This is a genomic window from Methanobacterium bryantii, assembly GCF_002287175.1.
GTDB lineage: Archaea > Methanobacteriota > Methanobacteria > Methanobacteriales > Methanobacteriaceae > Methanobacterium_D > Methanobacterium_D bryantii.
In genome coordinates this window covers 434,882-458,054 of sequence record NZ_LMVM01000012.1, presented here as the reverse complement: position 1 = coordinate 458,054, position 23,173 = coordinate 434,882, and the positions used below count along the sequence as shown (strand labels likewise).

At 32.0% G+C, this 23,173-nt stretch carries 25 protein-coding genes, 6 tRNA genes and 1 riboswitch; of the genes, 6 read left to right on the top strand and 25 right to left on the bottom strand.

Annotation, left to right across the window (positions count from 1 at the left end):
* The first annotated feature begins 35 nt into the window (after positions 1 to 35).
* Positions 36 to 353: a hypothetical protein gene (locus ASJ80_RS07670; RefSeq protein ID WP_069584841.1), complete on the top strand. Its 318-nt coding sequence runs from the start codon at positions 36 to 38 to the stop codon at positions 351 to 353.
* Between the two features lie 467 nt (positions 354 to 820).
* Here the strand turns inward: ASJ80_RS07670 and ASJ80_RS07665 are convergent, their stop codons facing one another.
* From ASJ80_RS07665 to ASJ80_RS07605, 15 genes are all read right to left on the bottom strand, one after another.
* Complete coding sequence (locus ASJ80_RS07665) at positions 821 to 1,804, bottom strand: hypothetical protein (RefSeq protein ID WP_069584839.1); 984 nt, start codon at positions 1,802 to 1,804, stop codon at positions 821 to 823.
* Positions 1,805 to 2,041: 237 nt separating this feature from the next.
* A complete protein-coding gene (locus tag ASJ80_RS07660) occupies positions 2,042 to 3,160 on the bottom strand; it encodes a restriction endonuclease subunit S (protein WP_176720305.1) in 1,119 nt (372 codons plus the stop codon).
* Positions 3,153 to 5,063 carry an HsdM family class I SAM-dependent methyltransferase gene (locus tag ASJ80_RS07655; protein WP_069584835.1) on the bottom strand — a complete coding sequence of 637 codons (1,911 nt, stop codon included), beginning with the start codon at positions 5,061 to 5,063 and terminating at the stop codon, positions 3,153 to 3,155. Before ASJ80_RS07655 ends, ASJ80_RS07660 begins: the two co-directional genes overlap by 8 nt.
* Before the next feature lie 203 nt (positions 5,064 to 5,266).
* Positions 5,267 to 5,452 (bottom strand): hypothetical protein, encoded by a 186-nt coding sequence (locus ASJ80_RS07650; RefSeq protein ID WP_069584833.1) that lies wholly within the window; start codon positions 5,450 to 5,452, stop codon positions 5,267 to 5,269.
* Positions 5,453 to 5,948: 496 nt separating this feature from the next.
* Positions 5,949 to 6,104, bottom strand: a complete 156-nt coding sequence (locus ASJ80_RS17025; RefSeq protein WP_176720304.1) for a hypothetical protein — start codon at positions 6,102 to 6,104, stop codon at positions 5,949 to 5,951.
* Positions 6,105 to 6,106: 2 nt separating this feature from the next.
* Complete coding sequence (locus tag ASJ80_RS17020) at positions 6,107 to 6,259, bottom strand: hypothetical protein (RefSeq protein WP_176720303.1); 153 nt, start codon at positions 6,257 to 6,259, stop codon at positions 6,107 to 6,109.
* Between the two features lie 171 nt (positions 6,260 to 6,430).
* Complete coding sequence (locus ASJ80_RS07645) at positions 6,431 to 7,195, bottom strand: hypothetical protein (RefSeq protein WP_069584831.1); 765 nt, start codon at positions 7,193 to 7,195, stop codon at positions 6,431 to 6,433.
* Entirely contained in the window at positions 7,196 to 8,377 is a 1,182-nt protein-coding gene (locus tag ASJ80_RS07640; RefSeq protein WP_069584829.1) for a tyrosine-type recombinase/integrase, read from the bottom strand.
* Between the two features lie 209 nt (positions 8,378 to 8,586).
* Positions 8,587 to 8,889, bottom strand: coding sequence for a hypothetical protein (locus tag ASJ80_RS07635; protein WP_069585105.1), 303 nt, complete (start codon positions 8,887 to 8,889; stop codon positions 8,587 to 8,589).
* A 127-nt stretch (positions 8,890 to 9,016) separates the two neighbouring features.
* Positions 9,017 to 9,089 (bottom strand) — tRNA-His (locus tag ASJ80_RS07630).
* Between the two features lie 290 nt (positions 9,090 to 9,379).
* A tRNA-His gene (locus ASJ80_RS07625) sits at positions 9,380 to 9,452 on the bottom strand.
* A 32-nt stretch (positions 9,453 to 9,484) separates the two neighbouring features.
* Positions 9,485 to 9,568, bottom strand: a tRNA-Leu gene (locus ASJ80_RS07620).
* A 28-nt stretch (positions 9,569 to 9,596) separates the two neighbouring features.
* Positions 9,597 to 9,671 (bottom strand) — tRNA-Glu (locus ASJ80_RS07615).
* Positions 9,672 to 9,719: 48 nt separating this feature from the next.
* Positions 9,720 to 9,793 (bottom strand) — tRNA-Ile (locus ASJ80_RS07610).
* Between the two features lie 4 nt (positions 9,794 to 9,797).
* Positions 9,798 to 9,870, bottom strand: a tRNA-Asn gene (locus ASJ80_RS07605).
* A gap of 382 nt (positions 9,871 to 10,252) precedes the next feature.
* Here ASJ80_RS07605 and ASJ80_RS07600 point away from each other — a divergent pair.
* From ASJ80_RS07600 to hisE, 5 genes are all read left to right on the top strand, one after another.
* On the top strand, positions 10,253 to 11,242 hold the full coding sequence (locus ASJ80_RS07600; protein WP_069584827.1) for a radical SAM protein: 990 nt from the start codon (positions 10,253 to 10,255) through the stop codon (positions 11,240 to 11,242).
* Positions 11,243 to 11,506: 264 nt separating this feature from the next.
* Complete coding sequence (gene gatB, locus ASJ80_RS07595) at positions 11,507 to 12,859, top strand: Asp-tRNA(Asn)/Glu-tRNA(Gln) amidotransferase subunit GatB (RefSeq protein ID WP_069584825.1); 1,353 nt, start codon at positions 11,507 to 11,509, stop codon at positions 12,857 to 12,859.
* A 194-nt stretch (positions 12,860 to 13,053) separates the two neighbouring features.
* Positions 13,054 to 13,281, top strand: a complete 228-nt coding sequence (locus tag ASJ80_RS07590) for a DUF504 domain-containing protein (protein WP_069584823.1) — start codon at positions 13,054 to 13,056, stop codon at positions 13,279 to 13,281.
* A 62-nt stretch (positions 13,282 to 13,343) separates the two neighbouring features.
* Positions 13,344 to 14,135 carry a CBS domain-containing ParB/RepB/Spo0J family partition protein gene (locus tag ASJ80_RS07585; RefSeq protein ID WP_069584821.1) on the top strand — a complete coding sequence of 264 codons (792 nt, stop codon included), beginning with the start codon at positions 13,344 to 13,346 and terminating at the stop codon, positions 14,133 to 14,135.
* Positions 14,136 to 14,165: 30 nt separating this feature from the next.
* Positions 14,166 to 14,453, top strand: a complete 288-nt coding sequence (gene hisE / locus ASJ80_RS07580; RefSeq protein WP_069584819.1) for a phosphoribosyl-ATP diphosphatase — start codon at positions 14,166 to 14,168, stop codon at positions 14,451 to 14,453.
* A 24-nt stretch (positions 14,454 to 14,477) separates the two neighbouring features.
* Here the strand turns inward: hisE and ASJ80_RS07575 are convergent, their stop codons facing one another.
* From ASJ80_RS07575 to ASJ80_RS07530, 10 genes are all read right to left on the bottom strand, one after another.
* Positions 14,478 to 14,999 (bottom strand): inorganic diphosphatase, encoded by a 522-nt coding sequence (locus tag ASJ80_RS07575; protein WP_069584817.1) that lies wholly within the window; start codon positions 14,997 to 14,999, stop codon positions 14,478 to 14,480.
* A gap of 45 nt (positions 15,000 to 15,044) precedes the next feature.
* Positions 15,045 to 16,289: a phosphopyruvate hydratase gene (gene eno / locus ASJ80_RS07570; RefSeq protein WP_069584815.1), complete on the bottom strand. Its 1,245-nt coding sequence runs from the start codon at positions 16,287 to 16,289 to the stop codon at positions 15,045 to 15,047.
* 160 nt (positions 16,290 to 16,449) lie between these two features.
* Positions 16,450 to 16,680, bottom strand: coding sequence for a hypothetical protein (locus ASJ80_RS07565; RefSeq protein ID WP_069584813.1), 231 nt, complete (start codon positions 16,678 to 16,680; stop codon positions 16,450 to 16,452).
* A 16-nt stretch (positions 16,681 to 16,696) separates the two neighbouring features.
* Positions 16,697 to 16,803, bottom strand: a riboswitch (Fluoride riboswitch).
* A gap of 86 nt (positions 16,804 to 16,889) precedes the next feature.
* A complete protein-coding gene (locus ASJ80_RS07560; RefSeq protein ID WP_069584811.1) occupies positions 16,890 to 17,228 on the bottom strand; it encodes a DUF190 domain-containing protein in 339 nt (112 codons plus the stop codon).
* A gap of 1 nt (position 17,229) precedes the next feature.
* On the bottom strand, positions 17,230 to 17,628 hold the full coding sequence (gene crcB / locus ASJ80_RS07555) for a fluoride efflux transporter CrcB (RefSeq protein ID WP_218105071.1): 399 nt from the start codon (positions 17,626 to 17,628) through the stop codon (positions 17,230 to 17,232).
* 106 nt (positions 17,629 to 17,734) lie between these two features.
* Entirely contained in the window at positions 17,735 to 18,283 is a 549-nt protein-coding gene (comE, locus tag ASJ80_RS07550; RefSeq protein ID WP_069584809.1) for a sulfopyruvate decarboxylase subunit beta, read from the bottom strand.
* A 13-nt stretch (positions 18,284 to 18,296) separates the two neighbouring features.
* Entirely contained in the window at positions 18,297 to 18,794 is a 498-nt protein-coding gene (gene comD / locus ASJ80_RS07545; RefSeq protein WP_069584807.1) for a sulfopyruvate decarboxylase subunit alpha, read from the bottom strand.
* A gap of 147 nt (positions 18,795 to 18,941) precedes the next feature.
* Positions 18,942 to 19,679: a sulfite exporter TauE/SafE family protein gene (locus tag ASJ80_RS07540; RefSeq protein ID WP_069584804.1), complete on the bottom strand. Its 738-nt coding sequence runs from the start codon at positions 19,677 to 19,679 to the stop codon at positions 18,942 to 18,944.
* A 183-nt stretch (positions 19,680 to 19,862) separates the two neighbouring features.
* Positions 19,863 to 21,512, bottom strand: coding sequence for an ABC1 kinase family protein (locus ASJ80_RS07535; protein ID WP_069584802.1), 1,650 nt, complete (start codon positions 21,510 to 21,512; stop codon positions 19,863 to 19,865).
* A 229-nt stretch (positions 21,513 to 21,741) separates the two neighbouring features.
* Positions 21,742 to 22,833, bottom strand: a complete 1,092-nt coding sequence (locus ASJ80_RS07530; protein ID WP_069584800.1) for a formate--phosphoribosylaminoimidazolecarboxamide ligase — start codon at positions 22,831 to 22,833, stop codon at positions 21,742 to 21,744.
* Positions 22,834 to 23,173 lie beyond the last annotated feature (340 nt).

Sequence of the window (23,173 nt, the reverse complement as noted above, 5' to 3'; positions counted from 1 at the left end):
TAGCTTATTTATAAATATTAACGCATATCTTAAATATGGTAAATGAAGGGGAGAATAATGAAGAAAAAAAGTATATAAAAACTCTGGAGAGCATTATCACTAATCTTTATACCCTAAAAGAAACAGAAAAACAATATTTAAATATATTAAATAATTTATTAAATTATTGGACAAATGAATCAAAAAAAGCAGGTCTTAAAGATGAGAAAAGACAAGATAAAATCTTAGAATTCATTAAACGGGAAAAAGATACAATTAAAAAAATTAATGAAGATATTGATAAAATCAATACACTAATTGATGAAACTGAAAAAAGATTTGAAAAAATCCGCAAAATGGCCACTCCCCCTTAAAAAGAACATTAACAGTAACTCTCATGCCCCTATTGTGATTTCATAAAGAAGAAGCTATCAATAGAATTCATTAACGGTCTCTTTTAATGAAATCATTTGATTGGTGCCTTTAATTGGATTCTCTTATGGCACATTCATTAGAACTACCGTCTTTTTTATCAGGGTTGAAATACTGCAAAGCTCTCCCAAGGAACTAATCACTTCTATTTCTCTAAAGGTCTAATCTCCCGCTAGGGCCTATTCTTTAAGACCAAATTCTAGATCCAGCTAAGGGATTCTATAAAAGGTCACTCATCTTTGCTACTCAAGATTTAATTTTACTTCTTTTATTTGTAAAATAAATGCTTTATAATGCTTCAATAGATCTTAATTAAATATTTTTTTAGTCAAAATATAGTTTAAGTTATTTTTATTTTCTTCTTGTTAATATTATGCAAATTCACCAGTTATATTAATAATGCAATATTTCATTTAAGCCATATATCTAAAGGACCATTGTTAGTATCAATACGAGGAATTCTTGCTAATTTTTGAACTCTATAAAAATTATCTTCTCCTTTTTCATTGTCTAAATATTCAAAAAGAGGTTGTATTTCAAGCTTATTCTTGGGATAGAAACTTATATCCTGCTTTCTATAGTAATTATACCTGCTGTTACGATTCTTAGGACTAATTAACAAGCGTTGGGTTAAATCCCTTACTTTTTCAGCAAGAATAATTTTAGTAGGATCATTACTTAAACCATCAAAAATATTTCTAGACATAACTCCAATTATCAAATCTACAAACTGTATAATGTTCGATTCATCACTTAAATCGTCATCAGATCCAAAATAAATCTTATGATCAGATTCAATAAATTTAATTTCTTCGTCAACAACAAAAAAGTCATCTTCATCTATATTAAGCCTAGTACCAACATGCCATGGAAAATAAGAATGAATTTCATGATTTTCACCTTTATGATGGTATATTTTAACAATTTCTTTAAGTTCAGGACCAAAGAAAAACCTAGAGCCTTTTATAATAGTCCTAAAAAAGCGATTATACATATTTTCTCTAGCATTTTCATCTCCAAAGCAATTTTCATCTAAATTAGAAAGGTTTATGTAAAGAATTTTAAAATAAACAAGCCCTAAATTTTCCAAATTATTTTTTATAAGAAAATCAACCCATCTTCCAGAAATCTCTTTTTTAGGATGACTAGAACTACTATCTAAAGTTCGATAATGGATTTCACAATTATTTAAATCGTGCCATTGCTTCTTACACATACCATTAAAAGAACAGTCCCCATAATTCCATTTATAATTGCCACTTTTACCCAAACATCGTTTGTTAATAAGAGAATTGACAAGTTCAACTTTTTTATCTACTGGGACAAAAAGACACCCTATGCCTAAAAATTCATTTCTTAAATAGAAATCATCTGCATACACTTCGAATTTCATAGAAATCACTATAACCTCATTTTTTTTGGTTATTCTAACTATGAAATTGTATCAGTTATTAGTTTATTTTATTATTTTCTATTAAAGAATAATAAAAACATTTATTTGACTAAATCAACTAGATTTAATCTTAAATAATTAATTTTAATTTTAAGTTAAATGAATCAGTTATACTGTGTTGTAAAAATTTAATTTAAGATATTTTATTCGCTTTCTAAAAATAGTTAATGAAAATAATCATTTAACCCTATTTTCGATATAATTTAAATACTTACTAATTTTTTCGTATTCTAACTTTTTCATATAAGATTCAATAAACTCCCAATCCGGATTATTATTATCATCGATAGGAAGCATGATTTTTTGCCTTTTTAATCTTCCAGTTCCCATCTTATAACCATAACCATATTTACCTCTTTGAGAGGTTATTTGATTAGCTATGAAAAGTGAAATATGTTTATTTCTGTTTAATCGTATTTTTCTACAGTCATTAGAATATAATGCTTTATAAGGATGATAAAAAGCATAACCTACTGATCCATTTCGATTAACTGATATGCAATTTGATTCTAAAGTGTTATTTTCATTTCTTATAAAATGACCAACACCATTATCTTTAGATTTTGCTGTTATATAAGGAATATCGCCTTTAAGTCTTTCAGTTGCATAAATATCTTTTCCAGAATCGATTTCTCCAATATCAGAAATAAAAAATTCACTCCATTTTTTGGAAGAAATATCAATTCCATCCCATTCGCCTTTATTTATATTAATTTGATTAAGTTTCTCCTCTAAATAAGATTTATATTTCCTGAGTAGAAATTTTTCTTTTTCTTTCATATATGATTCCATAAAAATCCAATCTGGAATACCTTCATCCGTTACAGGTATGAGAATTTTAGATTTCTTCATTCGTTCAGGTCGCCACTTTCTACTATACTCAAAACGAATTTTCTGTTTTTCAATGAGTACAATTAAAAACGATGCTATATATCTATTAAGTTCATGATCTTTTAAATAAAGTGGATTGATATCATGACTACATGTAAATTCATTTTTTTGATAATATGCATACCCCATTGATGTTCCATTATTTGTCACAGTTATACAATTACCTTCAAAAATCTTTTCTTCCAATGAATGATTTTTGCCATGCCCATTTTTTGAGGCTTTTTCTATTATTTCTAAAGAAGAAAAACCTGTTATTCCATTATCACTTGATGTTGCACCTAAAAAAGGGATTCTTCCTGAATTAGAACATTCTGGTTTTTTATTATAAAAACCATTTTCAACTTCAAAAATTTGATCAAAATAAAATTCTTTCCAAATTAAATCCAGAAAATCTTTATTAATCATTTTCATCCTCTTCTAAAAACAAATGGTCTTTATCTTGTAATATCATATTAAATTCAAATGTCAGATAATCTGTCATTGAATTATCAAAATCTTCAGGAGTTGGTATTTCATCATTAAAATAATAAAAAGAATGTAACCATTCATCGTCGTGTTTTATTTGTGTTTTAACCATAAAATTAGTTTCAGCAGGTGCATCATGTAACCAACAATCTAATAAATGTTTTTTCTTTTCTTTTGCACGTTCTGTTTCTATAAGGCCTACATGCTTGCTTACAGTAAAACCATCATCTTTAAAGTTAATAAACTTGCAATATTTCTCTATAGGATGAGGAATATGGGCTGTGAATAATGCAATACATGGATGCACGCCTATTCCATAAAATGTATCAGTATTTAAAGTTATTACGCCTTCCAATGTATGGTTTTTAAGAATATTTTCTTTAACTTGTTTATCTTCTATATTTTTACCAATCATCGCTGATTGAGGGACAATAACTGCGCATCTTGCATTTTCTGATAATGAATCAAGTAAATGATCTACAAAATGTATTTCTGACAAATGGGCAGTATCTTTATTTTTCCTTTGAGAATAAGGAGGATTTAATAAACCAACAGTGAATCTTTTTTCACGTAAATCATCAGGATCTGTTTTTAAAAAATCATCAAGTATGAGGTTACTTTTACCATCGCCACGTAAAATCATGTTTGTTGTTGCAATGGAAAACATATCTTCTCTTTCTTCAATACCATGTATCTGCTTCTTCTTAATCTGTTTTCTATCGTCCTTTGTTTCTGCATTCTGTAGCATTTTATGCATTCCAGCTAATAAAAAAGATCCTGTCCCACAACATGGATCAAAAATAACATCTGATGGTTTAATTTCCAATAAATCGCAAAATAGCTCAGTAATGTGGGGAGGTGTTAGAACAACTCCTAATGATTGACCATCCCCTCCACTATATCGAATAAATTCTCCATAAAATTGTCCTAAAATATCTTCAGATGAATGATCTTTAGCTGCATCGAATATATTTTCTTTTATATATTCTGTGAAATATTTTAAGGGAGTTTTACCTAAGTCCCGATGTTCTTGATTTAATTTGTTTCTATCTTTTATTATGTTAAATTGGTTTAGAATAACCTCTGTCTTAGTTCCAGGTTCTACTTCTGCATTTTTCAAATGAACTTCAAGAGCATCAAATATTTTTTCCCCATCAGTTTTAGTTGTACTCCCTGTTAGAGTAATTAATAAATTTTCATTATCTTTATCATCTAATGCTAATAAAATAGCTGATACAACTAAAGCTTTCTCGGTTTCTCCTAAAGCCCCATAGTTTCTTAAGTGTTCATGCAAGTCTTTTGCGTTGCTAATAATGTCTTCTTTTTCTTGTATTTCTTTTGGAGTTTCGCCTAAAACTTGTTCCTTATAGTATCCATTTATATTTTCTTTAGTGAAGTTTTCAAAGTTCTCTACTTCTGGTAAAATTTTATACCCATTTTCATCAACATATATTGGTCTTATTTTATGGTGCTTTTCATCACCACTACAACCAAAGGCAAATACTTTTTTAAAATTGGTTTGAGCTACAATTTGTTGAGCATAATGTAATGCGCCATTTTCAGCATAATTTTTCACAGCATTTAGATCCTTAGATAAAATATTTTCTTCTTCATCTTCGTATATTGCTTGTTTTTCAAGATCTCCTTTATCTTCAATAACAAGTATAAATTCTTCAGATTTAGCAGTGAATTCTGGAAAACCATGATTCCCTAATTTATTTTTTGACGCGGTTTTTAGAGCATTTTTAACTTCTTTAACGATTCCATCATTAGGAATATATTCAATTTCCGATTTATCTAAGAGTTTAGCTATAAAAAGATCAGTAATCTTTTCGTTTGTCATTTATGAGTCTCCGTTCTCTCTTTTTTAAATTGCGTTATAAATAATAGACATCATTTTCGGTTGTTTTTCGTGGATGCTTATTTTATTCCTTATTCTCTTGGTTTTTGATTATTAAACTAGATATATAAAGATATGGTAAAAAATCAAATAGAAAAATGTTAAATAATTAATTATTATTAAATTTTGAAAAAAATAGAAAACAGTTACTTATCTTTCCACCTTTTACTTGAAATCTTAGATTGACCTTTTCCAGAAACATGAAAAGTTTCACCTTTCAAACTTGCAAGTAAAAATCTAAGTTCTGCTTCTTGAACTGCTTCGATGAGGTGCATATATTTGGTTTCTGGCGATATTACTCTATTGAGTCTAAAACCACTCTTATCAATCATTACTCAAATTATTAAAATTATTTTATAAGCTTCTTGAGCTAGAGCTTTTGAAAAGTAAAGCTAAAACATATATACATTTTGATGTTTATGTGTAAAAATGAGTTTATAAATAGTCCAAAATTAATAATAATATTGCCTGAAATACCACTGCATCCTGGATAGTTATTTTTTTATAAGCATTCAGGATAACTTATTTTTTTATAAATAAATTAAATAATCTACATATCTTTTAAAAATAGTTGGGGGTGACCGGGATCTTAAATGATCCCAATCATTAGTGCCTTTTACGTTTTAAAATAGAATATAGTTGAAAAAGGAGGTGAAATTCCTTTTCGTTTTTATCGTTATGGTTCATTTATAATATCATTTGTATTGACAAAATTTAACGTTTATTCCGACTCTTTTAATGCTTTATAATTTCTAAAAATAGTTAATTTTAAATAATCTCTTTAAATTTAGTTTGGATTATATAAAAAAATAATAAAAAATAATCAATTTAAAGGGCTAAATCGCCGATGATATTGCCTAAACCTAAAATAAAAGCTAATGATACCATAAATTTGGTTTTAAAAGATGTAACAGTATTCGACATTTCCCCCAATAGATAAATTACGACAAATATTATTACTATACCAATTACAGTACTTATCATCTTTATTCTTCCGAATCTTCATGCTTAAGAACTACTTCAAAAGTGTACTTTATGGTATCGTACTTTTTTACTCCTTCCTGCTCAATCCATGCTTCTGGAGGTTGTACTCTTGGGGGCTTATCCCCTGTCCATTGAATAACAACGTAGTTCGGCACTTTTTTCTCTTTTTCGTCTGTCATTAAATAGGTTATTTTGTATTAATAGCCTAAAGTAGTTTACTAATTTATTAGGTGTATTAAATTAGGATTATTTAATATTTTGTTATATACAGAATTTGTAATGTCTAAAAATTTAAATATAAAAAAATTAAAAAATAATATTGGATTTCATGGTTTAAGCGCTTCCAGAAAATCCATATTAACCCTTTCTTTTAATATTTCCTCTAAATAACTGTTTTCAGTTATGTATTGTTGCATTCCGCTAGGAAGAGTCTTATAATTGTTTTTATTTGTTTTAATTATGCATTGATTTCCAATTAAGATATTGGGCTTATTTTTAACTGCTCTATTATCCTTAGACTTAAAGAAAGGAATTGATAGTTGTTCTATTTGTTCATAATGTACTTCAGACATGTTTTTAAACACTTTACAAAATGCATAAGTGTATAATTGCTCATTAGATGGGCCTTTAACTTTTAAAAACATTGTTTGTTCCGTATTTACGTTTAATGCACTTATAGCTTCTTCTTCAACATTTTCTATATTTACAGGTTCTTCTCCAGTTTCTTGAATTTTGGATTTTCTTTTTTCTGCAATATCGATATGTTTAACATGTTTGGGATCGATGTGTGTGTGCTTGGGATTATACATTAATTCTTCTTCCTCATCATCATCAAAATCTATAAATTTTCCAGTTTCAAGGTCAAACCCTTCCTTTGCCATATACTCATATATTGCATTTTCTAGCTCTTTTCCACCAGTAGTGTAATCTACTTCCTTTTTTGCCTGAACAAATTTACTAAAGTCTCTTTTTACTTTATCTGACTTTATTCTTACTGCAAAGATTTGCTGTTTTTTAGCTATTTCTATTCCCCCTGCTAAATGCTTGTTTAACAGGATGTTACACACTGCGATATACATGGGATACAACATTTATTCTCTCATTTTCATAGTCTCAATCAAATCTTTAACTATTTTTTGAGTCATTGCGTTTTCTTCTCTAAGCATTTTTATTTCTTTATCTTTTTTATCAAGGTCTCTTACAATGTCTTTGACTTCTTCAGATTTTATTCGCTGAACTTTAATTTTTTCTAGCGTTAAATGATGTAATACTTTGATGTAATTATTTTTCAAATCTTTTTCATTGGTTTTAAAGTAAGCTTCAGTAACTGGGTTTATCTTATGCCCTAACATCCAGTCTATAGCTAGTTTATCTACTCCTGCTTTGTAAAGAGAAGTAGTGAATATTTTACGGAGCATATGAGAAGTGAAGAATCTTCTTTTTTCTGCTCGACGTCCAAAGCCAACTCTATCATTTAATCGCATGAATATCTTTTGATGGTTTCCTTTAGTGATATGAGCGTTGTCTTTAGTTGTAAAAAGATAATCATTAATGTTTTTTACAGGTTTATTCATTTTATATCTATAAAAAATATAATCAATGATTGCATGTGTGCTTTCAGGAGAATTAAATGTTATATAAGGCATGTTGGTTTTATATCTGCGAATTTTCCATGTCCCGATTAAGTCATTTTTATCTTTGAGGTTAACTGCAACTTTAAACATGTTTTCTTTGTCTAGGCTATCCAAATCAAGATATTCGTCTATTGCTTTGACAAAATCTTTACATGTGAGATGTCTTACTTCAGAGGCCCCCATTCCACTGCTGAAATGGAGTAAAATAATGGCACGGTCTCTAATGTTGCATGCTTTGATTGCTTGTTTAATGTGTTTTAATTCGGGCAATTCTTCAAAAGTAGCATTAGTCTGATTATTAGAGAATAAATTCCTTAAACTAGGGGTATCTATATCATAAGCCTTGTAAAATCCAAAAATAGTTTCGATATGAGTTTTTGTGGTGGTATCTGCTTTATTGTTGTTTTTAAAGTCATCTATATAATCAAGGATGTAGCCTTTTATTTTCCTTTTTCGGCTTTTAATTCCTTGGTCCTGTTCCATTTCTGCTTCATCGATTAATTCTGTGGGGGTTTTCCCTGTAAATAAGCAGTATTGTTTAAGTCTTCCTAAGTATTCCTTTTTAGTGCTTTCCCTTAGCCTTCTACTTCTTAGGAAGTCTTTTACACATGGATCATTTTCAATATCCCTGTAAGTCATAATATTCTATTGTGAGAAATCCTATAAAATAGCCCATTTTTGTGATAAAACGTTGGCCATTTTATCCCGCTTGTAATCCCTTTTAAAACTTGAAAATTTTAATCTAATATACATTAATTCTAAGGATATATAATTCTATCATGCGGTTTAGATCAAGACTAGGTAAAAAATAATTTAATCCAGAATAACTCCCAAAATAACATTTAATGTTAAATTTCGTAATATTCCATATTTGAAGCCTTGAAAGTTCCGTTCTTGCCAGGCGCTCTTATCCACTCTATTCGCGCATTTTTAGCAATTAAATTTTTATCCGTGAAAACAATATCCACTATCATACCCGAATAATCATCAACAGGATTAAAAGTAATGAATTTTGAAAAAGATCCTTTATAACTGTATTTATTCTTTAAAAACCATTGTATAAGATTCACTCCTTCCATATATCCTATTAATTCTCCGTTGCACATGACATCGCATTTAAGTGAATTACAGGTTCTTTCCATTTTCAGCATGATATTCATCTACACACTTATGTCATTATCATATTAGTTAACCTAGTTCTTAAAATAAAAATGTTACTTATATCACACAGTATTACTTATCAATACAGAAATTAATAGATAAAAAAGATTAAAGTAAGGCCAGGGCCGAGATTCGAACCCGAGTCGTGGGATCCACAGTCCCAAAGGATAACCACCTACCCCACCCCGGCATGGTTACTTGGTTTGGATGACAGTGCATAAATAATTTTCTAAATGTTATTTAAAAACTATGAAATTAAATTAAACTGAATAAAATATAGAATGTAAGATTTGGTAAATTAATTGAATTTAACAAATTTAAAAGTAGATTAAAGTTCATATTATCCCCAAATCAAAATTAAATAATAATTTTCTATTTATCAATAAAGTAGTATTTTAAATGCTTAAAAAATAGTATTACAGCTTTATTAGAAATAGAATAAAAATTCTCAAAATTTAACTAAATAAAATATTAGAGTAAGGCCAGGGCCGAGATTCGAACCCGAGTCGTGGGATCCACAGTCCCAAAGGATAACCACCTACCCCACCCCGGCACTTGAATGAAAGTTATTGGGGAATATTTCAATGCGGGAGCAGGGATTCGAACCCTGGTAGGCCTGCGCCAACAGGTCCTAAGCCTGTCCCCTTTGGCCAGCTCGGGCACCCCCGCCAGCACAAGTTGATTTGATTATAAGAAATGCTCCGGCCGGGATTCGAACCCGAGTCTTCGGCTCGAAAGGCCGAAATGATTGGCCGGACTACACTACCGGAGCTTATGATCGAATGAAATTTATTTAAAATTTATTTTTACCTATGAAAAGTGGGCCCAATGGGGTTCGAACCCATGGCCGCCCGGTTATGAGCCGGGCGCTCTACCTGGCTAAGCTATGGGCCCAGAGCGCCGCCGGCAGGACTCGAACCTGCGACCAATCGGTTAACAGCCGAACGCTCTACCTACTGAGCTACGGCGGCAATGCCGTACGATTTTTGCAAACATAAAGATAGCGTTTGCAAGAGTTACAAATTTTTGGATATTTAAACTTGAAACTGAAAGTTTCAAGAGATTAGAATTTAGCACTATTTGTGACGTATTTTCTAAGTTAGTCATCATAGTATATAAACGTTTTGGCTATGCCAATTCACAGTATAACTTCATCTTCGGCTCTTATAACATATATACTTTGTTGTTACTGGGTTATATATATTTTATTTATTTCATAACAAATAAAAGAAACACAAAAACTAATAAAAGAATTCAAATTGATCTAATAAAAAGACTTTAAATGTTTTATTTTCTAAATTCATTATAAAACTATTATATAGAAACTCATTCTAACACATCTCAAGGTGAATTATGAATCTCATTAACAAAATTAAAAACTTCGAAACCCTCGATCTCATGCAGGAAGCTAATAAAATTACCCTTGCTGAGCACGGGAACAAAATAACACTTGAACGGGCTATTTTCCTTTCATGGTGGTGTGATAAAGGGGACTGCCTTTTCTGTTACATGTCATCACAGAAACCTAAAATTAAAGAACCTCAAAAAGCCAGGCGAAATGTAAACTCGATTTTAGCAGAAGCTGAGCTCTGCAGAAGGACGGGCATGAAAATTGAATTTTTATCAGGAGGATATGGTTCTTATTCAACTGAAGAAATAAGGAATATTTCACGGGAAATCTACAGAATAACTGGAGAACCTGTCTGGCTAAATATTGGAATTACAAAAGACCTTGAAGAGTATGGAGAAGAAATTGCAGGGATCACAGGGGCTGTAGAAGTTGCAAATCCAGAACTGCATGATAAAATCTGCCCCAGCAAGTCACTTGAAGACATAACTGAAATGCTTGAATTTGCAGGAGACTTAGGGTTTCAAAAGGCCATAACTGTTATTTTAGGCCTTGGAGAAACTCCTGATGATTTAAAATATTTATTTGACATGATAGAAAATGTTGGGATTGATAGGGTTACATTTTACTCATTAAATCCACATAAAGAGACTGTTTATGAAAATGAACCTCAACCGGCTTCCCTTTATTATGCAGGAGTAGTGGCTGCAACCAGAATAAAATTCCCAAAGCTCAAGATAATTACAGGGACATGGATAGATAACCTTGCAAACATGGGCCCTCTGCTTTTAAGCGGGGCAAACGGACTTACTAAATTCCCATTATTTAAAATGTTCGGGACTCGTTATGGAAAAAGGGTTGAAAAAGAAGTTTACTGGGCTGGAAGAGAACTAATTGGTACTTTTACAGATATTGATGCACTTACAAAAAGCAAATCAAAAAATCCTGAGCTTGAGCCTTTTATCCAGCGTTATGTCAATAAATGCATTAAATAATCATATATAATATTAACCAGACATCTGATATCACCGTGCTTGGGCAAGTTTTATCTTAGCTAAACACTTTTAAAATATCCATCAATACAGATTAAATTGAACTGTATATATCCATATCTAATATTTTTCAACAGAGATATCTATAACGATATATTCATAAGTGTCCTAATAATAAAACAAATAATGAATAAAATTTTTGTTAATTTTTAAAAAAATAACACTAATCTAATCATCGATTGAATTTGAGGAGGAATTACCATTAAGATGAAATGCGGACTTGAAATTCACGTTCAGCTTGAAACTGATTCTAAACTTTTCTGTGATTGCCGTACAAATTATCAGGATGCTCCGGCAAACACAAATATTTGTTTTGTCTGTCTTAACCAGCCTGGTGCAAAGCCATATCCACCAAATGAAGACGCAGTTAACGGTGCAATTAAGATAGCTTTAATGCTGGGATGTAAGATAGCGGAAAATGAAACTTACTTCATGAGAAAGCATTATGATTACCCAGATCTTTCATCTGGTTACCAGAGAACATCAATCCCCATAGGGTATGAAGGTAACCTGAACGGTATACGAATTCGTGAAGTTCACCTGGAAGAAGATCCAGGTCAATACAAACCAGATTTAGGAGTGGTAGATTTTAACAGATCTGGAATTTCATTAATAGAAATTGTAACAGAACCAGATATGACCTCTCCTGAAGAAGCAAGGACTTTCCTTCGTGAACTAATAAGGGTATTAGAATACAGCGGCAGCGCCCGTGGAGAAGGAACAATGAGGGCTGATGTTAACATATCCCTCGAAGGCGGGAAGAGAGCTGAAATAAAGAACATAAACTCCATAAAGGGAGCATACAAAGCCCTTAAATATGAAATAATAAGGCAGAAAAATCTCCTTAGAAGAGGAGTGGAAATAAAACAGGAAACAAGAGCATTCCTTGAATCGCAAATGATCACAGTTCCAATGCGTCTTAAAGAAGAGGCTGACGATTACAGGTACATACCCGATCCAGATCTCCCCCCAATGGTAGCGGAAGATGAACAGGTAGAATGTATAAAAGAGAACATGCCAGAGCCTCCTCACATAAAATCAGAACGATTTATTGAGGAATATGGAATAGCAGAAGAATATTCAAAGGTCATTACATCAGAACTCGCACTTGCAGATGCATATGAAGAAGTTGCAAAGAAAATAGATCCTTTATTTGCAGCATTATGGATGAGGGATGAGCTTAAAAGGGTTCTTAACTACAATAAAATGGGATTTGCTGACAGCGGAATAACAACGGATAATATCGTTGAACTCCTGAAGCTTATACATGATAAAAAAGTAACTCCAAAAGCTGCAAAGAAAATAATTGAAAAAATGCCTAAAAACAAGGATTCACCAGCTAAAATTGCGGAAGGGCTTGGTTTAATTGGTGTAAGTGATGAGGAAAGCGTTTTAAAAGCTGTAAAGCAAGCTATAGATGAAAACCCTCAAGCAGTATCTGATTATCATGAAGGCAAAAAAGGGGCAATGAATTTCTTAATAGGGCAAGTCATGAGACTTACTCGTGGAAAAGCAGACCCTGGAGAAACAGCTAAGTTTTTAAGCGAAGCTTTAAGATGAAAAACCATCTTATATTAAAAATTAACTATTTTTTAATTTTTTTATTATCCCCATATTGCAAGTCCTTTAATCTATTTAAGTGATAAAAACGACTATATTTATTGGCTCCTCAATATACATAGATTATTTTAGTCACTTCAAACAGATTATTATCAAGATACTTTCAGGAATTTTAATCTGAATCAGGTCTTTAAATGGTAAAGAATGTTTTAGATATGATTCTATGGCATCCAGAAATGGAAATTGAGAAATGTAAAATAACTTATGTGCATAGGGGCGCTCCAGGAAACCTTAAGACCATTGAAGGGAGCTGTATAAATAAAGTAGAACGTGGATTTTTAATATTAAAGGAAGGTACACAGATTCCATGCCATAGAATTGTTAAGATTAAATGCAATAATAAAGTAATATGGAATAAATAATTTAAAGTAATAGTATAAAACTTTATTATATTCTCATAATTTTAGATTAAAGGAGTGTTTAAATGAGTGAATCATCCCTTGTAAAGCATTATATGACAAAAGAGGTCATAACAGTAACTCCAGATACCCCAAATGAAGAAGTCATCAAATTAATGAAAACCACAGGACACGACGGATTTCCAGTTAAAACAAATGGTGAAGTATTAGGCATGGTAACTGCCTTCGATTTACTCCTGAAACCATGGGACAATTTAGTTAAAGACATTATGTCAACAGACATAGTGGTTGCAGACCAAGACATGTCCATAAATGATGCTGCCAGAGTAATGTTTAGAATGGGAATATCAAGACTTCCAGTTATAAATAAAGAAGAGAAATTAGTAGGTATAATCACAAATACAGATATTGTGAGATCCCATATTGAAAGATCAACTCCAATGAAAGTGAATTACTTCAAAAAGACATTGGAACAGCTTTACGGGGTTAAAACAAAATTATCAAGGAGAAAAGTACCTACAGCCAGGCTCAGACCAACCCAAAATAAAATATATGCAGATGAACTCCAGGGAAGGACATATGAACTTAAAAGAGGCCTTGCAGAGCCAACCATCACCGTTAAAAGCGGAGATAGATATATTTTAGTAGATGGCCATCACAGAACAGTTGCAGCTTCCCATCTGGGTTATAAGAAAATTGATTCTTATGTAATTGAACTGGAAAAAGATATCAAACTGGGATTAGAAAAAACCGCAGACAAAGAAGGCATATATTCCCTTGATGATATAGAGATAATAGACGATGCACAGCACCCATTGATAGCTATAACCGGCAGCATCAGGAAAAGCATAAAATAATTTAACCATTGATTTTTCAGGAGATATAAAATGAAAGATACAATTATAAGAGAGGTCTATCGTGTTTTAGAGGATAGACGTGACAATCCAATTGATTCTTACACTTCAAATATAATGAAAGACGATAAAAAACGGGGTGAAGATAAAATACTTGAGAAAGTGGGCGAAGAAGCTGCAGAAGTTATAATTGCATCTAAAAATGATGAAAATTTAGTTTACGAATCAGTTGATCTTATTTTTCACACTTTACTTCTTCTTGTATACAAAGGCATTGATATTGACGATATTTTTGACGAATTCGCAAGAAGACAGAAATAAAAAAATTAAAGATTAAAAAGTGGATTACATTTTATTATATAAATCAATAGAATGATTTATAGCTTTTAATGCATTTTCAGCGTTTTCCCATCCCAACACTTTTGTTGTTTTTCCTTCTAACCGTTTATATTCTGTGAAAAAGTGGGCAACTTCATCTAAAAAGGCTTTGGGTACATCAGAAATATCCATAACATCTTTAAACCTTGGATCATTTACAGGCACACCCAGTATTTTATCATCGCTGTCATCTCCATCTATCATTCTCATTACTCCCACTGGACGAGTTTCGATTACACATCCCGGAAAAGTGGGCTGATCCATAATAACCAGAATATCCATTGGGTCTCCGTCATCCCAAAGGGTTTTTGGTATTATACCATATTCAGCAGGGTAATGAAATGGGGAATATAATACTCTATCAAGTGCAAAAGCTTCTATATCCTTATTATATTCATATTTATTCCTGGATCCTTTTGGTATTTCAATTACTGCATATACAACTTCAGGGGCCGCTGGTCCGGTTGGTAGTTCCTTCCATAAATTCATACAATTTCCTCCTTGATTAAATATTTTTAAAGATTTGAAATGGTGTTAAATTTTTGCCATTGTGACATTTATCATCTGTTTTTCGATCCTAATGAGTTCATTAAGCTTTGCTATTCTTTCTCCACCTATTGCTCCTGTTTTAATAAGAGGGCATGAAAATGCCACAGCTAAATGGGCTATAGTTTCATCTGTTGTTTCACCAGATCTATGTGAGACAACTGGCACGTAACCATTATCTTTTGCAAGTTTTATGGTTTTATATGTGTCACTTAATGTCCCTATCTGGTTTGGTTTTATGATAATTGCATTTGCAGCACCTACGTCTATCCCTTTCTGAAGGAGTTCTGCATTTGTTACAAATATATCATCACCACAAATAAGACATTTATTTCCAGATCTTCGTGTTAATTCTGTAAATCCATTAAAATCGTTTTCATGGAAAGGATCTTCCATAAAAAACATGTTGTATGTATTGATAATATCTTCAACAAAATCTACTTGTTCACCGCTATTTCTCAGCATACCCTCTCGTTCATATACATATTTCTCCTGTTTATCATCCCACAGACTGCTTGCTGCAACATCCATAGATGGCCTTATTTCAATTCCCAGTTCATCGCCTACTTCTTCACAGGCTTTTGCCTGAATATAAAGGGCATCTTCATTGGTCAAATTAGGAGCCCAGCCACCTTCATCGCCTTTTCCACCTGTGAAAGATTTATCTTTGGCTTTTATTAATTCCCCAATTCTTTTATGCACCCTTGAGTTTGCAAAAACTGCTTCTGTAATATTTTTAGCACCTACAGGAACAACAAGAAATTCCTGTATATCTGGCGCATTTTTACCAGCATGTGCTCCCCCATTTATCATATTTCCAAGGGGATAAGGAATTTCATTTTTCATATTTCCCCCTAGGAAACTATACAAAGGCATATTATAAGAGGAAGATGCTGCTTTTGCAGTTGCAAGAGAAATTGCAACTATTATATTGCCCCCCAAAGAAGATAGATTATCAGTGCCGTCTATTTCTTTTAATATAGTATCAATGAGATTTGTATCTTGTGAATCTATCCCAATAAGTTCTAGGGCAACTCTACTACCAAAATCATTCATTATATTGTCAATTCCATCTTCTGGAAATGCTGTAACCTCACGTATACCTGTACTTGCCCCGCTTGGTGCCGCTGCTCTTCCAAAGCCATTTTCAGTTAACACATCTACTTCTACAGTCGGGTTTCCCCTGCTGTCCAAAATTTTTCTTATTTCGACATCTTCAATAATACTGCTCATGTAATACCTCCTTCTATTACGCATTTTTTATAATTAAAAAATAAGATTTAATTATAAATATGGCAAATTTTTAAGCATATACACAACTTTGAATATATATTCAAGCTCAATATATTCATATATTCTAAATATAACATCTTTGAAAGAAAATATTCAACTATTAGGGAATTATTCTATTTAAAAGTTCAAGTAGCATATCTACACTGTAGGGCACGATAAGAACCATTTCTGTGCCATAAATACTGAGATCACAGCATTGAAAATTACTATCCATATAACCTGTTTTAATTATTGCTACAGTTAATTCATCTCTTAAAAAGATTAAATTTACCATAAAGACAGCGGTAACCAGTACTAACAGGTCAGTTTGAGTTAATATATCTACTGCCAATGACATTCCCTTCCAAATCTTGGTAGGAGTCATCAGCTTAAAAATAAGCGGTTTATATTTTGATCAATTTATTGATCCAGCTTAAATAAGCAGTTAAAGGTGAACTCCATCACCTATTATTATATTCTGTACATTTAGTATAAATATTTTAACAGTTTAATGGAAATAAAAAAATTACTTCAAAAATATATCATTAAATCATGATATTACTATTCTTCTTTACTTTTATAAAAAATTACATTTACTTTTTCTTCTGTTATAAGCCCTCCTTCTATTTTTCCTTTTAATTTGTTTTTAATCATTTCAATTTTTTCCTTTCTGTCAACAACTTCAATTACTATTGGTAAATCTGTTGAAAGCTGCAGTATTGCCATAGAATGGATATAACTTGATTTTCCAAATCCACTGATCCCCCTAAGTACTGTTGCGCCAGCCAACCCTTCATTTTTAAACATTTCAAGGAGATATCTATACAGTGGCTTTCCTCCATATCTATCAGATTCCCCTATAAATATCCTAAGCAAGATAAATTCTGGTTTTTTTTCCATTTTAGACCTTCCATAAGCTTACTGCAGCAATTTTACCTAGATAAATTGAGAATATTGTAAGTAAAACTGTTCCTATAACATTTATACTTACCAGTAATAATTCATTCTGCTCCAACAACTTAAATGTTTCATAGCTGAATGCAGACATCGTTGTAAATGATCCAAGTAATCCCATGGTTAAGAAAACTCTTGCTTCTTCACTGAAAAGTCCTCCAAATTCCGAAGAATACATTATAAAACCCATGAAAAAACTTCCAATGAAGTTAACACCAAGTGTACCTAATGGAAAAACATTTGCTTTAGACTGCATTATACCACTGAGTAAAAACCTTAAAAGAGCCCCGATAAATCCTCCAAGCCCTATCCAGAGCCAAAGGTTCATAAATTCTGTTTTTAACATTGCATCATTCCCAATTTAATAAAATTAAAAATTATATATTTTTTGAAACGTTAATTTAATTTTTACTTTATAAATCTTATTTTAATCTCTTATTAACTTAAAAGCATTAATTTCCTTTCTTTACTTCTTCCATAAATCTTTCTTTTATCTCTTCAGGTTCCATATCAATTACAGGAACATTTGCATTTCCAGGTTTAACTTTTATATGCACAAAAACGGGTCCTTCTGCATCCAAAGCTTCTTTAAAGTTAATTTCTTCTTCAAAGACAAATGTATTTTTAAATCCAATGGATTTTGCAACTTTTAAAAGATCGATCTTCGTTGTGTATGTGCACTGCGACCCTGTAGAGCCGTAGCACTGGTTATCAAAGACAACTAATATAAAATTTTCAGGATTTTGGCTGAAAATAGTTACAAGAGTTCCCATATTCATTAAAACTGATCCATCCCCATCAAAAGATACCACTTTTCTTTTTCCTGACATCGCAAGTCCAAGACCAATGGATGATGACATTCCCATAGATCCTAACATATAAAAATGAGTGGGAGAATCTTTAACTGCGTATAATTCTCTGGATGGAAATCCAATGTTACAGATTACAAGTTCATCGTTAAGACTTTCTGCTACTTTTTTTATGGCTTCAATACGTTCCATAGTATCATCTCAATTAATTTTTCCAGAATGTAATTTCTAAAAGTATTCCAATTGGCGCTTCACCCATTTCTGACAATTTCCATGCTTGAGGAATAAGTTCTAAAGCTTCTTCAGGAGTTTTAGGGTTAAAGTAAGCAATATTCAATACATCTAAAACACCAGGGGTTGCTTTCCCCATAGGGATCTGGGCACTCATAAATTCCCCTTCAGTGCCCCTATGGCTCATAATTATAAGTATAGGAATTTTATATAGTTCATATAGCGATGCAAGTACATTCACTGAATTTCCAAGCCCCGAATTTTGCATCAATATAGCGGGCTTCTTACCGCCAAAAAATGCCCCTGCACATATTCCAAATCCTTCTTCTTCCCTTGTTACAGGGACATGAATGATATCTTCGTCACAATCTACAAGTTCCATAACTTTCCCAAGATTTACGCAGGGTACACTAACTATAAAGTCTATTCCTGCTTCTTTTATTGCTTTATAAACCGCTTCACTGCTTTCCACGTAATACACCTTACTGTAAATATTTATAAAATTAAATTATTTTTGTATCTATCTCGTTTATATTTGTGTATTCGACTATAACTTTTTTTGTTAGAAAAATTCCATTTACTAAAAAAGTTCAAATGCTTTTTTAGCAATCCAACATTTTTATAATATAATTAAACTGCTATAAATTAATAATAAGCTTGCAAGACCAATTCCAACCAGAACAAACTTTTTAAAGATACTTTGCGGAATTTTCTGGACAATTCGTTTACCAGTATATGACCCCGCAATTCCAATCACTGCAAGAACTGGTATAAAATAATAAAATGGGGGTTCAATGAGATTGTTTAAAAAATAAATTGGAATCCTGGTTGCATCAATAATCACGGCTATCGCTGCTAACGTAGCTATGTATTTGAATTTATCCAGATTATATGAAATAAGAAAAGCCCCCCTTAGAGGACCTCCAATTCCTAAAAGTCCCTGTAAAAATCCAGATAGACTTCCACCAAATATTGTATTCTTCTTTGACGGCGAAACTTTAAAATCCGGTTTTAACAGGAAATAAATTGAAAATATTAAAAGAGATAAACCTAAAATAAGCTGCAGGATATTTTGAGGGACATATGTTACAAGATATGCCCCTAAAATTGTTAAAATTATACTTGGCAGGCCGAAAAGTAAAATCAATCTTTTATCCAGCCCATGACGGAAAAATGCAGTTGCGCCCAAACTAGCTGAAATATGAGAAATTGCAACCAGCACCAGCGCAGTTTTAAAATCTACAAAAAGTAATGTAATAGGCAGTAAAATAGTTGATGTTCCAAATCCTGCCACTGTACCTATGACTACCGATAAAAAAGCAGCGGTGAAAAACAGGAGCATCATCAGTTCAGTCATGTTAATTATTATATGAATTTAGTTCTAATTACATTTTATTCAATTTTTCAAAATTACACTTAAGTCAATTCTAAAAAAGCAGGTGAATCAAAGATTAATCCTCCAGAAAATTTAAAGTATAGAAAATGTTTGCAAAATCTGCAAAAATCTATGATTTTTGAGATATTTTGCTGATTGAGTGCATTATAGCTCCCTATATTTTAAAATAGACAACACAAGGGCTAAGCCCAGCACCATACTAACTATAAACCCAATAATGCCCAAAAATGGGAATCCCAGTATCAGTATGCCCTTATCAGTCTGCATAATCAATGAAGAACCTACCAAAAGTGCCGCCAGTATTAAAGACGCTGAAATCTTGTTACTTATTCTTTCCATGTCCTTATGCTCTACTTCAAGGGTTATTTTCCCTTCTTCTATCTTATATAGGGTCCTGCTAAGATTACGGGGCAGAGTTTTCATAAGGTGTTCCACTTCAAATAGATTGTCCTTCACAAAGTCCACAACCTTCAAAGGGCTTACTTTTTTACGGATAACCGTTCTAGCCATAGGTTTGAATGCATCTACCGGATTGAAGTTTGGATCCAGTTTTTCGCCAACGTCTTCAAGCATTCCAATTCCCCGGGCTAGAAGCACAAACTCACTTGGCAGCTGGATATGGTACTTTCTCATGAGTGAAATTAAATCATCCATTCCACCGTGCATCTCATTGAGGCCTATTCCATAATACTTGTACATTAAATCCGTGAGTTCGTATTTAAAGGATTTAATATCGATATTTTCACTGATTATACCCATGTAAATCAGCTGGTTTATCATACCCTTAACGCTGTCTTCTACGAAATATATGATAAGTTCAGCTAAATTTTCTCTAAATTCCTGATCCAGAATTCCCATCATCCCATAATCTAAAAAACAGATAATATTATTCTCTAAAACATATATGTTAGCAGGATGGGGATCTGCATGGAAAAACCCATGGATCAGTACCTGTTTAAAATAGGACTCTACCCCTCTTTTTGCTATTAATTCCTTATCAAAGCCTTCATCGGAATTTATAACATCTGAAACCTTTTTCCCTCCAATAAGTTCCATAGTAATGACTTTAGAAGTTGAATATTCCCTATAAACCTTGGGGACATAAACGGTTTCATCATCTTTAAAATTATAATCAAACCTTTTTATGTTCATTGCTTCCTGCCCGTAGTCCACTTCCTTTAAAATAGAACGCTCAAATTCATTTACAATACCCGGAAGGTTGTAATTTCGGGATGGAAAAATATAATCATTGATTCTTGCAGCCAGAAAGCGCATGATATTAATATCATTCTTAATAAGATCTTTTACGCCAGGTTTCTGTATCTTAACTGCTACTTCTTCTCCTGTTTTAAGCACTGCTTTGTGTACCTGCCCTATAGATGCAGATCCCAGGGGCTCTTTTTCAAAGGAAGAAAACAACTCATCTATTGAACTTCCTAACTCTTCTTCGACAATGGATTGCATGATCTCATAGTCTACAGGAGGGTTATCATCCTGCAATTTTGAAAATTCATCTGCAATATCGTCACCAACTAAATCTGGCCTTGTACTTAGAGTTTGACCGAGTTTTATATATGTTGTTCCCAATTCCTGCAAAACATGCCTTAATCGTAAGGGCAAAGTTGCATCTAACTCTTCTATAGATTCATATTCATAGGAATGGTGCTTAAATGGGATTTTATCTTTAAGCTTTATTTTTTCAATTATGTAACCAAATTCGTACTTGGTTAAAACTCTAATTATTTCATTCAGCCGTTTAAGGTTCGAATTACCTTTGAATTCCCCAAGTGTCATAATATATTGTTTAATTCTTTCATTATATTAAATTATGGTTTACTGGTTAATTCAAATAATCAAGAAACTTTCTTGTAGCTATATAAAAGCTATTATTTTAAATATTATCAATTCAATCTATAGGGATATTATACAAATAAATTAAAGAATAAAATTAACTTAAAATTAAAAGAGATGATGTTACCCTGTGATAACATCGATTAACGGATTATATTAAAATAAGAAATTATTATGTTATAATTTCCTCTAATCTATCTTCTTTTATACCATTTTTAATTTCTCTAGCCATTCTACGGCCCATACTTAAAGGTTCTCCATGATAGAGGTAGCTGTAGGATGATCCGTTCATGAATGTGTTTGTTCCACCATCTGACCTGGCGCTCATCTCGAACACTACTACTTCAAGGTCATCGTTAACCAGGGTTTGCATACAGAAAGGACCGTTAAATCCCGGTTTTACTAATTCTTTGGCCTTTTCAGTAATTTTGTCACCTATTTCAAATACTTGTGGTAGCAGTGATTCCCTCATAACTACAGGGTGATTACCTGTTATAACATAGGATGGATCTGCACCTATATCAAGCTGGTCTTTAGCAGGGACTCGGACTAAACCATCTATAGTTGATTCATATCTACTGTCAATTCCCATGAGTTCTACTTCCTCTTTTAATCCAGAGTAGAAATAGTGAATACAGTAATTACATCCAAGTACGTATTCTTCAATATGCGCTTCTTTTATATCCTCTTCTTCAATCCAATTTCGTTTTAGCATTGCATCAATTTTCTGGTCAAACTCTTCAGTGGAGTTAGCAACGAAGTATCCTCTTCCCCCTCTAGCTCCTGGAAACTTAACCATAACGGTACCATCAATATCTTTAGGATTATTTATCTTTTTGGGGATTCGGATTCCGGATTCAGTCATTAATTGCCTTTCCAGATCTCTTTCTGCTTCCCATCTTAAAATATCCCTGTTTCCAAACATAGGAACATTGAAAATAGTTTCAATATTATCTAATCCCGCATAAGCTACAAAGGATCCATGTGGGAACACTATACTGTTCATATCCCTTAATTGTTGCTGAACATCATCATTAACTATATCACTAAATTTATCAACCATTATATATTCATCAGCAACGTTAAACCTTTGATATGGAACTTCACGTCCTTTTTCACATACTACAGCAGTCCTGAAACCTTCTGCTTTTGCTCCCTGGAACATATGCAGAGATGAATGACTTCCTAATGTTGCAATGGTTATATCCTCTTTGTCATATCCATCTAAAATGTCTAAAATGCCCTTTCTATTTATTTTACTCATTTACTACATCCCTCCTCATGCCATAAAACATCTTTAGTTAAATATAAGATGTTTCGTTTCTCATAATTATTTTTTTCGTCTTGTTATTTCGTATGACAAGCAAAACGTTTAATAATAACATAATACAAATAATGACATTAAACAATAAAAAAGGAACATATAACTATGCAAATTAACCCCATATAACTTTTTAAAGAGGCATGAAATTTCTTAAAGATCTATGGAACACTTAATTCTTAAAGATAATTCTTAAGTGTATTAAATTATATTATTAATTTATGATAACATTTTAGAAGTAGAATAAATTTACGTAAGAGAATTTTCTAAAAACATGCAGAAC

What these genes read in the sequence shown, in the direction of transcription:
- ASJ80_RS07640 (WP_069584829.1), bottom strand. Translation starts at nt 8,377, where the DNA reads ATGACTTACAGGGATATTGAAAATGATCCATGTGTAAAAGACTTCCTA.
- ASJ80_RS07645 (WP_069584831.1), bottom strand. Translation starts at nt 7,195, where the DNA reads ATGTTGTATCCCATGTATATCGCAGTGTGTAACATCCTGTTAAACAAG.
- ASJ80_RS07600 (WP_069584827.1), top strand. Translation starts at nt 10,253, where the DNA reads ATGAATCTCATTAACAAAATTAAAAACTTCGAAACCCTCGATCTCATG.
- ASJ80_RS07530 (WP_069584800.1), bottom strand. Translation starts at nt 22,833, where the DNA reads ATGAGTAAAATAAATAGAAAGGGCATTTTAGACATTTTAGATGGATAT.
- ASJ80_RS07670 (WP_069584841.1), top strand. Translation starts at nt 36, where the DNA reads ATGGTAAATGAAGGGGAGAATAATGAAGAAAAAAAGTATATAAAAACT.
- eno (WP_069584815.1), bottom strand. Translation starts at nt 16,289, where the DNA reads ATGAGCAGTATTATTGAAGATGTCGAAATAAGAAAAATTTTGGACAGC.
- hisE (WP_069584819.1), top strand. Translation starts at nt 14,166, where the DNA reads ATGAAAGATACAATTATAAGAGAGGTCTATCGTGTTTTAGAGGATAGA.
- comE (WP_069584809.1), bottom strand. Translation starts at nt 18,283, where the DNA reads ATGGAACGTATTGAAGCCATAAAAAAAGTAGCAGAAAGTCTTAACGAT.
- ASJ80_RS07540 (WP_069584804.1), bottom strand. Translation starts at nt 19,679, where the DNA reads ATGACTGAACTGATGATGCTCCTGTTTTTCACCGCTGCTTTTTTATCG.
- ASJ80_RS07590 (WP_069584823.1), top strand. Translation starts at nt 13,054, where the DNA reads ATGGTAAAGAATGTTTTAGATATGATTCTATGGCATCCAGAAATGGAA.
- crcB (WP_218105071.1), bottom strand. Translation starts at nt 17,628, where the DNA reads ATGTTAAAAACAGAATTTATGAACCTTTGGCTCTGGATAGGGCTTGGA.
- ASJ80_RS07535 (WP_069584802.1), bottom strand. Translation starts at nt 21,512, where the DNA reads ATGACACTTGGGGAATTCAAAGGTAATTCGAACCTTAAACGGCTGAAT.
- ASJ80_RS07655 (WP_069584835.1), bottom strand. Translation starts at nt 5,063, where the DNA reads ATGACAAACGAAAAGATTACTGATCTTTTTATAGCTAAACTCTTAGAT.
- ASJ80_RS07575 (WP_069584817.1), bottom strand. Translation starts at nt 14,999, where the DNA reads ATGAATTTATGGAAGGAACTACCAACCGGACCAGCGGCCCCTGAAGTT.
- ASJ80_RS07560 (WP_069584811.1), bottom strand. Translation starts at nt 17,228, where the DNA reads ATGGAAAAAAAACCAGAATTTATCTTGCTTAGGATATTTATAGGGGAA.
- ASJ80_RS17025 (WP_176720304.1), bottom strand. Translation starts at nt 6,104, where the DNA reads ATGATAAGTACTGTAATTGGTATAGTAATAATATTTGTCGTAATTTAT.
- ASJ80_RS07585 (WP_069584821.1), top strand. Translation starts at nt 13,344, where the DNA reads ATGAGTGAATCATCCCTTGTAAAGCATTATATGACAAAAGAGGTCATA.
- ASJ80_RS07635 (WP_069585105.1), bottom strand. Translation starts at nt 8,889, where the DNA reads ATGCTGAAAATGGAAAGAACCTGTAATTCACTTAAATGCGATGTCATG.
- ASJ80_RS07665 (WP_069584839.1), bottom strand. Translation starts at nt 1,804, where the DNA reads ATGAAATTCGAAGTGTATGCAGATGATTTCTATTTAAGAAATGAATTT.
- gatB (WP_069584825.1), top strand. Translation starts at nt 11,507, where the DNA reads ATGAAATGCGGACTTGAAATTCACGTTCAGCTTGAAACTGATTCTAAA.
- ASJ80_RS07660 (WP_176720305.1), bottom strand. Translation starts at nt 3,160, where the DNA reads ATGATTAATAAAGATTTTCTGGATTTAATTTGGAAAGAATTTTATTTT.
- ASJ80_RS07650 (WP_069584833.1), bottom strand. Translation starts at nt 5,452, where the DNA reads ATGATTGATAAGAGTGGTTTTAGACTCAATAGAGTAATATCGCCAGAA.